At 54.7% G+C, this 15,913-nt stretch carries 9 protein-coding genes; 4 read left to right on the top strand and 5 right to left on the bottom strand.

Annotation, left to right across the window (positions count from 1 at the left end):
* Both OX460_RS12325 and OX460_RS12330 read left to right on the top strand, forming a co-directional pair.
* Positions 1–2,814 (top strand): Z1 domain-containing protein, encoded by a 2,814-nt coding sequence (locus OX460_RS12325; protein ID WP_289898897.1) that lies wholly within the window; start codon positions 1–3, stop codon positions 2,812–2,814.
* Positions 2,811–3,872, top strand: coding sequence for a PD-(D/E)XK motif protein (locus tag OX460_RS12330; protein ID WP_289898792.1), 1,062 nt, complete (start codon positions 2,811–2,813; stop codon positions 3,870–3,872). The genes OX460_RS12325 and OX460_RS12330 overlap by 4 nt, the downstream gene beginning before the upstream one ends.
* 175 nt (positions 3,873–4,047) lie before the next feature.
* On the opposite strand, the gene OX460_RS12335 is transcribed toward OX460_RS12330, so the two are convergent.
* Entirely contained in the window at positions 4,048–5,025 is a 978-nt protein-coding gene (locus OX460_RS12335) for a site-specific integrase (protein ID WP_289898793.1), read from the bottom strand.
* A gap of 187 nt (positions 5,026–5,212) precedes the next feature.
* Positions 5,213–9,025, bottom strand: a complete 3,813-nt coding sequence (locus OX460_RS12340) for a CHAT domain-containing protein (RefSeq protein ID WP_289898794.1) — start codon at positions 9,023–9,025, stop codon at positions 5,213–5,215.
* Between the two features lie 415 nt (positions 9,026–9,440).
* Here OX460_RS12340 and OX460_RS12345 point away from each other — a divergent pair, with 415 nt between their 5' ends.
* Positions 9,441–12,296, top strand: coding sequence for a UvrD-helicase domain-containing protein (locus tag OX460_RS12345; protein ID WP_289898795.1), 2,856 nt, complete (start codon positions 9,441–9,443; stop codon positions 12,294–12,296).
* 58 nt (positions 12,297–12,354) lie between these two features.
* Positions 12,355–13,092 carry a hypothetical protein gene (locus OX460_RS12350; protein ID WP_289898796.1) on the top strand — a complete coding sequence of 246 codons (738 nt, stop codon included), beginning with the start codon at positions 12,355–12,357 and terminating at the stop codon, positions 13,090–13,092.
* 101 nt (positions 13,093–13,193) lie between these two features.
* Here the strand turns inward: OX460_RS12350 and OX460_RS12355 are convergent, their stop codons facing one another.
* Genes OX460_RS12355 through OX460_RS12365 form a run of 3 tightly spaced genes read right to left on the bottom strand, consistent with a single transcriptional unit; the run spans position 13,194 to position 15,775 of the window.
* A complete protein-coding gene (locus OX460_RS12355; protein WP_289898797.1) occupies positions 13,194–13,952 on the bottom strand; it encodes a GIY-YIG nuclease family protein in 759 nt (252 codons plus the stop codon).
* Positions 13,953–13,966: 14 nt separating this feature from the next.
* Positions 13,967–14,815 (bottom strand): abortive infection family protein, encoded by an 849-nt coding sequence (locus OX460_RS12360; protein WP_289898798.1) that lies wholly within the window; start codon positions 14,813–14,815, stop codon positions 13,967–13,969.
* A 15-nt stretch (positions 14,816–14,830) separates the two neighbouring features.
* The gene (locus tag OX460_RS12365; RefSeq protein WP_289898799.1) at positions 14,831–15,775 is read right to left on the bottom strand and encodes a restriction endonuclease; all 945 of its coding nucleotides are present in this window, start codon (positions 15,773–15,775) and stop codon (positions 14,831–14,833) included.
* Positions 15,776–15,913: the final 138 nt, after the last annotated feature.

Genomic DNA, 15,913 nt, shown 5'->3' on the forward strand with positions numbered 1-15,913 from the left:
GTGCAGGAAAGAGCCCCACTCGTCGAGAATGTCTACTTCAATCCGCCCTCTCCCCAGCAGGCGGACTCATGGTGGGCCCGCTACAAGGCCCAGCTCACCGGCCTGACCGACACGGCGCGAGCCTCAGTTGAAGCAGACTCCCGCTACATTCTGCGGCGCGGAGTCCTGGCGGCCGACACCGCGAAATCCGAAGAATGGTCCTCCCGCCGATCACGCACCGGACTCGTCATGGGTTCGGTTCAGTCTGGCAAGACCGCTTCCATGCTGGGTGTCTCAGCCTTGGCCATCGACGGTGGCGTTGACATCATCGTCGTACTCGCCGGGACGCGTCTCTCATTGTGGCGCCAGACCTACGAGAGACTGGTGCAACAATTGGATTCGGGAAAGGAGGACGCACAGAAGATTAAGCGCCGCCTGCTGTGCCCACCACCGGGCGTCGCACTGTCGGAGCAGACGCACCCGCTGGCGACCATCTATCGCCTGCCACCGGCTCAGGTTCGACAACGTCTGAGTCAGGGCAAGCCAGTAATCATCGTGGCGATGAAGCAGACCGATCATCTGCACGCCTTGGGAGCAAGCCTCCGCGCAAATGTCTTCAGCGTGGTCAAGGAGCTTGGTCGCACGGCCCACATGCTTGTACTGGACGACGAGGCCGACGACGGCTCGATCCTCGATGCCGTTGTTGAGTCCTCGCAGGACCCCATTTACGGCAGGCTGAAGCAGATCCCGCGTGCGATTGCCAACCTTTGGGACCCTCCCCAGGGTTCTCCTGACAACCTGTTCTCGACCTACATCGCCTACACGGCGACACCCCAGGCGAATCTTCTTCAGGAGGACCACAACCCCCTGGCGCCGCGCGACTTCATGATTGCACTTCGCACTCCTCTCGATGTCGGCCATCCGGTAGACACTACCGCCCCCGGTAACCTCAACGCCCCTCGCTCATCTACGTACCCCGAGCCGGCCGGGATTCGCTCCTACTACACCGGCGGTGAGGTCTTCTATCGCCGTGCGGGGGTGGGCGGCCTGTGTGTGTCCACGACCAACTCCGCTCAACAGGACCTCGCCGATGCCGTACGGGCTTTCCTGGTGGCGGGCGCCATCCGCCTGCACCGCTCCGGCAAGCTCGGCCCGGCCTCCGTAATTACAGCCCAGTTCGATTCCGAGGACGAAGCCCTTGCCAGCGTGACTTCGCCGCACTCAATGCTCTACCACCCTTCAGCGGCAATTCTGGATCACTTCCGGGGCGCCGAGGAAATCCTGCTCTGGGCGGGGATCGAGGACCGGGGGACGGCTCGGAAGCTTCTCGACGCACGCGACGCCAGGCTCCCCGACAGCTTGGTGAACGACCTGCAGGCGGATCCCGCCCCGTGGGCGCAATGGCTCGGCAAGTACGTTGCCTCCGCCCGAGCAATCGAGGACGAGTTCGACGTCCTGCCGCCGAAGAGCTTCCCGGACTGGCAGACCGTCGAAACCCTGCTCATTAACGAGATGATCCCGGGGACTAGGGTCGCCGTGGTCAACAGCGACCCTAACGCTGACGACCGCCCTGCCTACGCACCGAGCCAGGACCCGGAAACCGGAAAGTGGAGCGCCGCACGCGACCTCAGCACGATTTTTGTCTCAGGGAACGTCATGGCCCGGGGACTAACGCTGGAAGGGATGACCACCGCGTTGTTTCAGCGTTCGTCGGCTAACCCGCTGGCCGACACTCAAATGCAGATGCAGCGCTGGTTCGGGTACCGCGGGTCCTATATTGAGCTGTGCCGCGTATTCGCCGCCAGCGACCAACTCGCCCTCTTCCGCGCGTACCACGATGTCGACGAAGCGGTCCGCGCCGCAATCACCGAGCGCATGATGAACGGCGCCCCTGATCCGACTGTCCTGCAAGGCTTAAACTTCGAGGCCACTGGCAAGATCGCGGGCGTCGGCAACCTTCCCCTGTCTCCGGGGGCACGCCCCTTCGTTACAGTCATAAATGACGGCCAGCAGGCGGATCCCAATGCAGACGTCGTGGCGGACCTCTTCGCTCGACCATCCAGCGATGTCACTGTCGCCAACGTGCTGCGAGGCCGAATCTTGAACGTGCCACTTGAACTTACCGAGGCTGCAGAACTTTTGGACCGCCTCACTTTCTCCGACTACCAGCCCGGGCGGGAGGGTTTCCAAGCCGAAATCTGGAACCGCGTCCAGGCCCGAGCACACGCAGTCGCCCCACTCCCGGATCAGCCGTTCTACCGCCCGCCCGTGAGGTGCGGGAAGGGGAATGTGCCCCGGCGTGCCTGCCCCTATGCCATCGCCGCCTATCTTCGACTCTGGGTGGCGAGCCTCACTCGCTCGATCACGGGGCTCTTTGTCACCGGCCACCCAGGCGACCTGTGGTCCTACGCAGACCTCGGTCGAAAGAGCGTTGAGCAGCCGCGGTTCTGGGTCGGCATTCGTTACGGAGATGGTGCCGCCGTGTCCAACAGTTCGCTGGCACGGCTCCCGTTCAACATCTACGCCACCCGTAAAAGTGTGGTCGGAGGCGAACTCAAGACGACATGGGGAGCGAGTGACCCCAGCGCTGGCCCGGGCCAGTTTCGCGGCGACGTTTACTTCGACTACTACCACCGCAAAATTGCTGCTCCGATGAGCAGCGACACTGCTTGGCGACCCAGCGGCTCCGACGGACAGATCCTCTTCTACGTCAACCAACATCCGGGCGACCTCTACCCCACGGTCGCAGTTGGAGTTTGCCTGCCTGCGGGAGGTCCCGAGCAGTTCGCAGCTACCCGTGCTGGGGTGGCCATAGTGACAAGGAGCCCCCCATGACCAACTACGAAGAAGTTCTCGAGCAGATCAACGCCGTCCCAGCGGGGGGCACCGGAAATGACCGATCCATCACTTGGTTGACCGACGCGCAGGTGCTCGGTATCGCCCGGGACCATCGCGGACACCTGGAACTGTTCCTTGCAGGCGACCAGTTGAAGCCCCGGACCAGCACAGTGAAGTCTGCGATTCACTACCACTCGTGGCACCGTGACACCAAGCCGCCGCTGAGCGCGAACCGCATCCTCTTACCCGCTCTGGGATACTTCGACCAGGTCGGTGCGTTCATTGCCGCTGAACTGCTGCGCGAGAAAGCTGACGCCAATCTGGACCGCGCCTTCGCCGTCACCGAGCCCTTGATCGAACTTGCCATCAAGCGTCTGGAGATCTCCGAGAACGCCATCCTCGGACTCGTCGGGGAACTGCTCCTTCTCGACGCTCTCTGCCGCCGCGCAGACGATCTCCACGTCGGGCCGGTCGTCCAAGCTTGGGATGGGTGGCGCCGCTCTGCAAGGGATCTCAGCTGGGAGGGCACGGGCGTCGAGATAAAAACTACAACTCGTACCACCTCGAGTCACGCCATCCATGGCATCCACCAGATCGAGCCTGCCCCTGCCACTAATGACGGCCCCGGGGAAGCTCGCCTACTCCTCGTAAGCATCGGACTGCGCCAGGCAGATCCGAACGCGCCTGCCTTGTCGATTCCCTCCCTGGTGGAGAGCATCGTCGCGCGACTCACCGCGACCGGGGCCAGCGGCTTGGTCGATGAGTTCCTCGCGCGCGTAGCCATGTATGGCTCGGAGTCGGGTATCGGATACGAGCATCCCACGATGGCCAACGAGGCTCCGTTCACGACCCCGTTTAGTGTGACCTTCGTCCGGGGTTACGACATGGCAGACCCGGCCGTCGAGGTGCTGCGGCACGATGACGTGGTCGCCCACCAGCATGTGGACGTCCAGTCGCTCACCTTCCGCGTGAAACTTCCCGCAACGATCAGCTTGGACAACCCCATCGCAGGTGCCCGACGCGTCGCGGAGGCGATCCTGGGCCTGCACAGTTAGGGACGCTCTGCACAACGCGCTGAAAGGTAGCGAACGCTCACTGATAGACTGCTTTCGGTCAAAAGCGGAACCCACAGCAAAGCCCAACTTGCCGCACGCACTCATCAGGAACGTCTCCCGCGTGGGCCTCGGCCTGGGTTCATTGTTGAGCGCGACCAACGGAGACCAATTGGACTTATAGCAGGCTTGGAATCTTCCTCTTAGCGACTGGGCGAATGTAGCGAGCAAGGGTGACGTCCGATTTGTGCCCAGTCTGTTCGCGGATTTGGTATGGCTGAAGTCCCACTGTCGCAGCCTCAGTACAGTACCCCGCACGCAAGCTGTGTCCCGCTACCATCTTGGCCGCCTCGTCGCCCGAAATCATTCGCACAGAGGCCTTGACGATCAGCGCAACGGACTGTGGCGTGAGCGCCTTGCTGCCGACTACCTGATCGTACCGGTTGATCGGCCGGAACAACCAGCCAGCCGCGATCCCAGCCAATTCGAGCCAGGTCAATAGCGCTTTCACAGGACAGCGGTTACCCCTCGCATTAGGGATAAACACGGTACGTCCGACGCCGTCCTGGTCGGTCTTCGACCGTCGAAGTAGCAACTCCAAGCCACTATCATAATGGGTTATATCCTCGTATCGCAGCCCCACCAGTTCGGAGCGCCTAAACGCACCAGCGAAGCCAATCAACAATAGAGCCTTGTCGCGCGCGGCTTTCATGGGCAACTGCTGATCAATGTGGACCATCATTTCAAGCAGGTCGTCTTTCACCAAAGCAGTCACACGCCGTTGTTTTGCACCCAGCGTGCGACGAATGCCTTGCATGGCCCGCTTGACCAGTTGATCCATGATCGGCGACGGCAGGCCACTGTCGGTATGTGCTCGATGAATTGCGATCAGGCGATGCTGAAGCGTAGCTACAGCGAGGTTTCCAGCAAAAGTTGCAAGGTATTCCGCCACCATGGCCGCTGTCGCAGGGATCGTGCCGCCATGCTGTTTGAAATGTCGAATGTCCGCATCGTATGACCGCGTGGTGGCGCTCGACTGCGCCGCCGCTGAGTAGCTAGCTACAAGCGCCGATGGTATTGCCTGAGGCTGCTTAAGTGGATTTCCGGCTTTTGTTGTCTTCAGAGATTGCGGAGATCGCTTCGTTGGGGTTTTCATGTGTGCTTTCGGCAGTGATAATAAAGCGTTTTCGATAGTTAGCCAGCTGCGAAGCAAGTTCGCAGCGGCAACCGTCATTCCCCAACACAGAAAGCACTTTCCCATTCATCCAAGAACTAGCAGCACCAGGAGAAAGTAAAATGTGGACTACACCTCGGATTGCATTGCGTCTCGTTGATAGCCCTTTCTACTCGCTTTGACCTGTATCCCTGGGAACACATAATCCACCGCTTGCCTTACTGAGCAACACGTCGCCGTACACCGTCATTGCCAGGTACAACGGCGCCTCAGGCCCTAGTCGTTCACTTACATATTGGTTCGCCTTAAAGTTCGCGTCGATTACGCTGTCTCCGCCATCCCAGGCTTCAAGAAAGCGCTCGAGCCAGTTTCCCGGCACGACGCTATCTAGCGGCCATGGAGAAGCTATGACCACGCGACACCCTCTGTCGAGGAGCATCTTCGGCAGGCTGACCGTAGTGTTGGCTAACGGATGTTGGTCAACACGACCACCACTGCACACAAACAGGATGACAAGCTCAACTCCCGCCAGCGCCCGTGCAAGTATCTGCGGCGACTCAACGAGCCCCTGTTCGTCAGCGATTCGATGAATGAAGCGTCCGTCGGCAGTCAGTTGGCCGTGTGCTGTGACAACCACAAGATTTGCTCCGCGAGTGTCCACTGGAATGCTGCCGCTCGTGTCGGTTTCGAAGCCATACTGTTCAAAAACCGGCGACATTCTGGCATAGAGCATTTCGAGAGTGCCGTAGGCCTCAGACTGTGGAGCACAAGATATCCATGCGAGCCGCCTTGAGGCATCCGAGCGCTGACGTCCACGAACTTCTCGGAACCAGGTCAGCGATGGGGCGGAGCCAATGGCTATCGTTGTTCCCGCAAAGTTACCGTCTATGAGCCCGATGTTGAACGGAATCTGCTGCAGCGCAGGCTGAGCTACAACTAACAAACGTCTGGCATCGGGCATATTCAGATCGAGTTTAGTCATTGAGGAATAGATCTCGTTATTACCAGCGTCTCGATTGACGAGCCCATACTTATAAGGGTAGTCGGCACTCCAGATGCTCAGTCGCCTCGCGAAACTCGGACCGTAGGCTCGGGGCCGCACAAGAGTAACCTCGCCGCACTTGCTGAAGGCACCAACCAACTCGCCACCGCTATCCATCGCGAGCATCAAAACGCTCAATCCTTCCAAGGAGAGTTTTGAGATAAATTCTCCCGGCCAATCGACATCGATTGGGCTCTCAGATATCTGTCGGATTGCCCTGTCACTCAAGAGCTCGACTGCGACCGCAGCTTGAGCAGCCGAAATTTCTGGCTCTCGCGGCAGCAAGAGGCGATGAGCTGCGACCACAACCGTTCTTTGGTCTGAAGCGGTATCTTCGGAGTAACGTGCTGCCTGTAATTGATTGTGCAGATCGACGACCTCCTCCGGCGTCGGGAAGGCCGTTGACACCGTGCGGAGTTGCAGTCCAATCTGGCGGCCCTCAAGTTCAGCCCGTAGGGCCACAGCCTCAAGCGACAGTGAGCCGCCCATTCGTTCGACCATTCCCGCGATTTGAAGGAAGTGGGATGCAGCAGAGAACAGCTCATCCTTTCCAGCCATTACTTCGGCGCAGTGAAGTCTTGTTCGTTCCAGTAAAGCGACAAGGTTTGCCTCTCCTTGCTCAGACGCCTGAACAACATCCAGCGACAGCTCAATGCCATCTAAGCGCTGTCGTCCTAAGTCTCCAACTCCTTCGATCTCATATAGGCTCCTGCACGTGGGAAGAACTTGTCGCGCGAGGTCAAGGTAATGAAGGTCTCTCGTGACCCGCAGTAGTACATACGCCTCTTGATAGAGATCCGCAGCGCTTAGCTTGGTATCAGTCACTGACGCGCATGCCAAGCCAATAAGCGCGTCGATCGGGCTCCCAGTGAAGTGCAGGATGTCTGCGTAGCAGCCCCAAGCTAGCCGACTGCGTTCGGGGGTGCTGCCCGCAAGCTGAAGTATCTGCTCAGCGACGTCACGAGCTCGTTGAGCACGGCCGAAGTACCAACACTTTGCGGCAAAAAGGCGAAGCGCGCTTAGGTCAGTGTTATTTCCGGGTGCGAAGGGCTGAAGCAGGCATATCATGTATGCTAACTTCTCGATCGCGTCGAGCTGCTCCGGCGTATCGTCCATGCGGGCGGCCATTTGCAGCAGCGCTTGAAGACCAGAGAGGAGTCTGTTGGCGTCGTCCGTGAGCAGACGTGCGGGTAACTTCGTAACGCCAGGCTCAATAGCGGGCTGCTCGCTCATCCAAATCAATGCGTCGGCAAAAAAATTGTTTAGCAGGCTGTCTTCTGAGCGTTGACAGGCTTGTGATGCTTCCACCATTGGTGCTCCCGTACCAATCACGTCGAGGACGAATGATGCTAAGACCGCCAGCCCAGCTTGACCTGCTGATTCGACACTAACTACCTCAGCTAGCTCGGCACGCATTTGCCCCCTGCCTGGATGATTGCTCAAATAACGGGATATGAGCAAAAGAGGAACCTTGTAAATCTCCATCCCGTCCCTTCGACGGATTTCTTGAAGAAACATCCGTTTTAGGACATTTAAGAGTATCCAGGCTGCACGCTCAGCATACGCCTCTTCTCCGGAAGCCACGACGGCGAAGTTCAAGGCGGCTTCGAGACTTCGACAATTTGATGCGTGAAGGGCAAGGCAAAGAGCCGCAATCGTTTGCTTCTCGGGCCAACGCTCCACGACATAGTCGAACAGACCTCGGTAGTCCGGATCGTGTTTTTGGTAGAGGGCATCTGCGAGATAAGACTCAAACCTATCAAATCCAACCCTTGAAGGCGCCGAACCAGTAACCTCATTTACTACTTCGCACGTCAGCACAAGTCGGCACTCCCGATTTTCGTCGAGATATTTATCATTGGGAAACAAGACGACCATACGATCCCAGCTCTCCCGAACAAGCCTTTCGTCACCTATCGACGTGGAAGCATCAAGCACGAGCACGAGCGCCATATGACCGTTAAGACCCTTTGTGAGTGCATCGGAAAAGAACTGCTGGGCAAGCTCCATATCGCTAAAGCGGTGCGCTACGCGACCCAAGCTGACCGCACTTTCGCTGGTCAGGTCGTGGCACTTATCCAGACACTCTCTCAGCAGCCGAAGCACCTCTGGACGGTCCTTGACACGTACGGCGATGTTGAGCCTCACTTCACGCTGGTCTTCTGCGCTCAATCCAGCCTGTTCCAGTTCGTGCAAAGCATCTACTGAGCGACCAGCAACGGCCATCGTCACCCAGCGCGGCACCAATTGCGTTAGAAACTCCTTCTTTGGTGTCTTGCCGTGCTCATCCACAAGCACACCAGGAAAGAGTTGTTCGACGTCAGCCAACAGCTTCATACTTTCATCTTTTAAAAGTGGCTCTTCCGAGTGGAACACGAGTACGTTTTCTGTATCCTTGGCGACAGCAAGACTCGCTGTCGCCAAGCGCACAACATGCGGAACCCAAATGTCTTCCGACAACACTGTGCGAGAAAGGCCGGTGGCAGTATCGGTTACGAGCGCCTCGCCGTCGCGGTACCTGCTTGCCTCTGGAATCAGGCAGATGCGCCTCGGCCCGGAAACCTTGAATGCAGCGACGACCTCATCAGACTCCAGCCGCTGGCATCGATGGATGACCACGCGTCCCAAAATCCCGGCTGCGACCTCGGAAGCCCTTGTTCCCCAGATTGCTTGAAGACCCGATGCCAGCATCTCAGCAATGGTTTCGTCAGAAACGCTCCAGGCAGACATTGGTGGCGCGATGACCAGAATGCCGTCAAACAAAGGATCACCTTCTGGCCTCCGAAAGCCCAGGTAACATGCCGCCATTCTTCCCAAAACTTCCCCAGCGTCGCCGCCAGCCAAGAAATCGCCTTGACCGAGTGGGGAAAAATTTGCATTCGCAAACTGCGACCGCGGGTCAAAGCCTGAAAACTCGGCCGCATTCTGTGTGTGATCCATCGTTTAGTTCCTCCAGTTTCCCGTCAGCTTAGCAGGCCGGAGCCGCTATATGGCCCACAGAGCCCCCCTCAACCGTAAAGACTCATGGGATTATTGCCTTCCTCAATCTTGATTCCAGCGATATATGAGGCTGGCGATCATTTCGTAATCCAGTCTCATCTTCCTTTTTTCTTCTTCAAGCTTGAGGCTCACCTCCCTATGAAGAAGTAGCGGGATATTCCAGAGCCGAAGCGGAAGCCCTTGCTCGCAACGGTCACAAGCTCCCCGCTGTTGTATCCACTGATGACTGATCCACTCGTTCAAGTAGAAGAAAATCCAGACGATCAAAACGAAAAGGTTGATTTTCACAACTCTTTAACTTGCAAATCGAAAGACAGTTGGACTTATCCTTAGCACCGTCGTCATCGGCCACTCTATGGCGAGATGGGCCACGGGTTTGCTAACATGTCGTTTCTCTAAGGAAAAAGGTTCGGCAATTGTGAGTATTTGGAATTCAAGCAGGATGGGCGAGCGGTTCACCAGAACCTTGGGATGGACGCTTTTGATCAATGGTCCTGAGCTGATCGTTCACCAGGAAGGACGCAAGTACAAGGCTAGTCTTACGGACGAAGAGGCGGTTAGCACCGCGCCTGGGTTCTTCTGGACATCGGTGGATTTCAAGACCCAGGAAGGTAAGGTCATTTCATTGGACGGCATTCCCAATGAGCATGCCGTAGCGATGACTGCGGCCATCAAGACTGCATACTCCCAATTCACAGCTGGCGAGAAGAAGCGAAGCAAGCTTGAGGAATTTGACCGGCTGCTTGCCCCGCTAGTGTCATGGCGCCAAATCGTGGTTCAAGATTTTGAGACCCACAAGTCAAACCATCGCTGGATTGCTGAGGAAACTTTGCAGGGGTGGGACACTGTTAGGCCAGCTGTGGTTGGTAAAGATGCTGAACGATTCTCAGCCCTATTGAAGGATGCAGTGGTAGCTGAGCACTTCAAGGGAAAGGACCAGGGCACAAAATATGCAGTGGATTTATGGAAGGCTGATCTGCGCCCCACGGTCATTAAGCGTAATGAAGAGCACTTCCAGGCTGAACTGATCGCCTGCAAAGACTTCTTCAATAAAGTGGAAAAGTCTCCCCTAACCGTAGAGCAGGCCAAGTCTGTGGTCTGCTTTGACAACCGTGTTCTAACTATCGCGTCGGCGGGATCTGGCAAGACTTCAACGATGGTGGCAAAGGCTGCATATGCTTTGCTCCGTAAGTTGGTCAGTGCCGACAAAATTCTTCTGCTGGCCTTCAATAAAGACGCTGCCGAAGAACTTCAACAGAGGGTTCATGATCGATTAACGCCTCTCGGCTTCCGCGCTGATGCCGTGGTTGCCCGTACCTTCCATGCCTTCGGCTTGGATGTCATCGGCAAGGCAACTGGACGTAAGCCCAGCTTGGCCGCATGGCTGGACAATGGTAAAGACATTGAACACCTGGCGGAGTTGATTGATGGCCTGAAGGACAAGGACGCTTTATTTAGGACGAAGTGGGATCTGTTCCGCATCGTCCTGAGCCGGGACTTGCCCCAATTCGGAAAAGAGGAGGAAGACACAGAAGATAGGGATCGCAACACGAAGAAGTACGGCTTCCGCACACTTCGCAATGAAGTGGTGAAGAGCCATGGTGAGCGTATGATTGCGGATTGGCTTTTCTATAACGGTGTGGACTATCGCTATGAACAGCCATATGAACATGATACGGCCACAGAATCGCACAGGCAGTACAACCCTGATTTCTACTACGCCGATGTGGATCTCTACCATGAGCATTTCGCTTTTGATCAAAATGGGGCTCCACCACCACAGTTCAAAGGCTACATGGATGGTGTGAAGTGGAAGCGAGGGTTGCATAAGCAGCACAAGACAGCGCTCATTGAAACAACTTCGGCTCAGCTCCGAACTGGTAAAGCCTTTGCTATCCTTGAAGCTGAACTAACGAAGCGTGGCATAGTGCTTGATCCCAATCCTGAACGTCCAGTTGAAGGCCGTAAACCCATTAACAATGAGGACCTCGTGAAGGTGTTCAGGACGTTCCTGACCCATGCTAAGAGTAACCGGCTTACCGATGCTGATTTACGCCAGCGACTTCACAACCAGACAGTGGGCAACTTCGTTTATCGTCATGAGCTGTTCCTGGATATCTTTGTGGAGGTTCGCAAAGCTTGGGAAAAGAGCTTGGCTGATGGTCGCTGCATTGACTTTGAGGACATGTTGAATTTGGCCTCGGATCACATGGACGCGGGGCGCTGGCAATCCCCATATGAGCTGGTGATGATTGATGAATTCCAAGATGCTTCATGGGCTCGCGCAAGAATCACACGAGCGCTTGTCCGTAAACCTGGCCGCTTCCTGTTCGCTGTTGGGGATGACTGGCAGAGCATCAATCGCTTTGCTGGTTCTGACATTTCGGTGATGACTAAGTTTGAAGAATGGTTTGGGCGTGCCATCATTGTTCGGCTTGAACGAACCTTCCGTTGCCCTCAGTCCTTGTGTGATGTGTCCAGCAAATTCGTGCTTAAGAATCCTTCGCAGATTTCTAAAAAAGTACGCTCTCTGGAAGCTGAACATCCCCCTGCAGTTGAACTGTTCCAAGTGGATGACGATGAGAAGCTACAGGATAGCGTCGACAAGTTTTTGGCTGGCCTGCACAGGAAAATATTGAATGGTGAGGTAGCTTCGCCTAAAAAAGGGAAGAAGATTTCAGTATTCGTCTTGGGACGCTACAAGGTGGATAAAAAGTACATCCCTGACGATTGGGAGAAGAAATATAGTACTCACCTTGAACTGAAATTCTCAAGTGTGCATGGATCTAAAGGTTTGGAAGCTGATTACGTGATTCTGCCACGTGTGGTCAGCGGCTATTACTCTTTCCCAAGCACCATTGAAGATGACCCAGTTCTTCAACTTGCGATGCCATCAGAGGATACCTATGCTTTCAGTGAAGAGCGTAGGCTGTTCTATGTGGCTCTGACTCGTGCGCGGCGCTCCGTAACCATCTTCACTGTTGATGGCCGTATGTCGCCGTTCGTCGTGGAGTTGATTAACGACATCAAGCTTGAAGTACAAGGCATTGATGGTAAAAAGTCTAAGACGGCTCCATGTCCGAAATGTGGTCAAGGAACGCTGACGAAAAGGACCGGTCCGTATTCGGATTTCTTTGGCTGTACTCGATTTCCAAGGTGCGACTATAAGCAGAAGATTCAGGTAAAGAATAAGTCATTAGAAAGGACTTAAGTTCGATCCGCTAGACTAGAGCCATTGGCGTCAAACACATGAAGGGACGTGAGAAAACATGATGAAGAATAAAACCTTTCGAAGCCGCCTGGATTTGACGCCAGCGCAGCGCAGCGTGATCGATTCAATGTTCGCTGGACCAATCGAGGTTCTACGATGCGTTGCCAACTTTAGCAAGCCCATCACTTCAACGCAAGACGCCTCTATGTTCTTACTGCTTCACCGGGCAGACATAGCTCCGTACATAGTTGGAAACCGAGATGCTGTTCTGGAGATGCTGAAGGAGTTGGTTGTCCATCTCGCCAATGACGCACCTGACCACCTCACTCTGACTCTGCATCATTGGAGCTTATCGGCAAACGGTAGTGTAAGACTACCGAAGCTTGACCTTCACGATCTACACTTTGACAAGCACTGTGAACGCAACGAACTACTTGAGATTTCGGGGCCATGCACTGCATTTTTAGAGCATGATGGAAGCGACATTTTCTTTAGTATCGCCTTCCAAAAAAACATACCTGATCCACCTCGCAATTCTACGCCACGCGCCAAGAATAAGCACCTTGCGATAGTGAAGGTCGCGTTGCCTGGGAAAGGCTCGGTCAACCTCAAACGGTGTCCGGTCTGCCATCTGCCTTTGTCGAGAGACCATTGGAAAGAACACGCCAATTTATTGGCAAGTATCGTGCTGGATAAGAAGCCGCGCGCAAGTGCTGCCGATATCGGATTGGGTTCAGGCGGTTCAATTTGGACAGTATCTGGTGGCTTGCCAAGTTTGGGCAAAAGGAACCACTGACCTTGTAACTTACATTGACTCCTCCAGCAGATGAGCGTTTGCCTTTAGTAACCCAAGGAATGGTGGAAGACGGAAGGCTCGCAAGCTCTTTCTTCTGCCAGTTATTGAATGTCGATGGTGGTTGAGTTCAAGATACTAACCGTGACAACCCTCATGGGTTCACTCTTTTGGAACCACCCTTTCAAACGTGTTCCACCCATGATACGGGGAGTACCGTTGGTATTAGCGATGCGGTTAATCTTCGCATCGACAACCAGCTTTTCCTTGCCGCAGTAGATCATCACATCAGCCTTGTCACCGGCTAAAGGATTTGACCAAGCGATAGGGATATTGAAGAATCCTGTACGGTAGTAGGTTTTATGAATGGTCATTTGGAAGCTATCAGCACTTGCAACGGCTTGAGACTCAAGCTTGGCTTCTTTGCTCTGGTCAGGCGGATTGGCTTCTTCTAGTATTTCGATGGCTATGCTTGTGCGGCCACTATTCCACTCAGGTTTGAGGGCTTTGATGATGCTGTCCTCAAGGCCAGTGGCTAGGTTCAAATGAAATACGCCGTACTTTAAAAGGCCAAAATCAGGCATGGCTAAAATCTCTACACGCTGACCAGCCTTCAAAAGCTCTATGATGGAAAGGCGATTGCGCCAGTTCGTCCGTTGCCCTTCATTAGGCTTCTGGTAGCCCATCATCCTTCGCTGGAGGGTTTGAGTAGTCTTCCCCACATATTTCACGGTGTCGGAGCTGATGAAGGCGTACAGTACGTTCTGATGTTCAACTAAGGCATTGAGCTCAAGTCGCAGACTATCGCTGTCTAGGCTCCACTGACCGAAAAGTTGAAAACCAATTTCGTATAGTCTGTGCACGGTCTACTTTCAGTTCATTGCTTCGGTTTGAGCCGGCCTGCAGCCTTCTGATAGGCCATCGTTTCAAACATAAAATCCGCTACGGTCTTGGCTGCATTCACTGCAAGCTTGGCATGGTGACGGGCCGGTTTATAAGAAGTAGCATGGGCATCAGACATCTTGTTTCGCATGGTCGCCAAGCCATGAATGATTGAGGCCAGGCCGGTAAGAACCTGCTTCAAGGCGTCTGAAATATCCTTGCGACCGGGATCAAGATTCAGGAGCCCACGAACACGTGTATAGAGGCGTACCATGTCGCCATCTGGTTCTGGTGCACTGGGGTCTAGTTCTTTCTCGATTGAAGTCAGCAGCGTTTCCACCAATGAGCGTGCATTAGTAATTGCGCCGTCATAGTCGCCCGAAGTGATCTTGTCACGGCACTTGTGAATCTGCTCTTCGATGGCAATTTCCGTGATGTCTGATGCCTTCCTGAACGGGACTTCAACGGTAATGATAGATCCGCTGAGTTCACGTGCCTTATAGTAGAGCCCATCCTTCACCATTTCCAGGTTATCGTACTTGATAAGCTCATTCACTTGAGCGGCGCATTCATCGATGCTCTTGAGTTCCTTCTGAGCGTCCATCCAGTTGCGCGGGTCCAGCAAATCCTTGAGGAGCTCCTTAACGATGACCTGGCCACTTATAGCCTTGAGCTTATCCTCAGCGAAGATGTACCTAGTGGGGAAACCCTGTTCGTATACGTCCCGAAAACCATACTGGTTGAACAGCTTCACGAGGTCTGGCCCTCTACGATAGGGCCAGCCTTCGGTGTCACCAGAAACCATCTTGGCGAGGTACTTGATGGTGAAGGGAGATAATTTCATTGTCGTGAATTTACTCTAGCTGCGTTTGTTAATGAGCCAACGCACCAGGCCAGAATTAATCACGAGATTCGCGATGCGGTCCAAGTCCATGACATGGATGCGCTGATCTTCTGTGGTAAATTCCTGAATTCCTCTGTCGGTGGTGTGAGCTACAAAGAATAGTTCATCAAAGGCTTCCATCGCCTTAAACTCATCTATAGATGCATTAAGCATTGCGATATTGGCGCTGGACTTTACCTGAACATAGGCACGTCGACCAGTGACAGGAGAGAGCATGTCAAGGTCAATGGATTTCTGTGTCTTGCCCAACTCGGAAGTACGCTGCCACCCGGCCTGCGAAAAAATGAGGTCGGTCAGTAGTTCAAAGTCCTTCCACCACAAGCCTTGAACCAGGAGCTTCATCGACTCAGTCAGTGAAATCAGGTGAGCCAGGGCATCATCAACATCCTTGGTCGTAGCGCCGTTAATCTTGCTGGTGAGGTATTCATGCAACTCAGGTCTCAGGCTGCAGATGGTCCCACGGAAGCCTTGGACCGTCGTTACTCGGCCGTCTAGATTTTGTACGGTGAGCTCGCGGCCCTTCAGGTCGGTGCAGGACCAACCATTCAAGGTCTTGCGAATGCGGCTCATATCTTCAAGCTCGGTGACTTCTGGCTGGGCAAAGCACCACCATAGTTTGCGGTTGTAGAAGGTGAACCAGAGGCTGTTTGAATCCAACTCGTAGAAGTCCTTCACCTGGTTGATGTCACGTTTAACGGTCGCCTCTTTGTGGTCACCAATTCGAACGGTCAGCCAGAAATCCTGTACGGTGCCCCAATCACCGGCAAGGGATTCTGTATGGTGGGGACTCTCGTAACCAAGACGTAGGGTTCCATCCTCGATGCAAGATTTTTCCCAATAGCCTTGTTCTCCAAGTTTTATGAAGCGGAAGGCGGAAGGGGCGATGGTCGTCGTGGTCATGAGCTTGATGCCAAAAGTATATTAACAACAAGGATACATGACGCAGTGCCATGAAGAAAGGCCATTTGGACCGCCTGGAAGAATATCTTCTTGATAGTTACTGTACTCGGACTCCTGTGACCACACGTTCAGGTTTGC

This window comes from Janthinobacterium sp. SUN033 (genome assembly GCF_030397595.1).
Taxonomy (GTDB): domain Bacteria; phylum Pseudomonadota; class Gammaproteobacteria; order Burkholderiales; family Burkholderiaceae_D; genus Janthinobacterium; species Janthinobacterium kumbetense.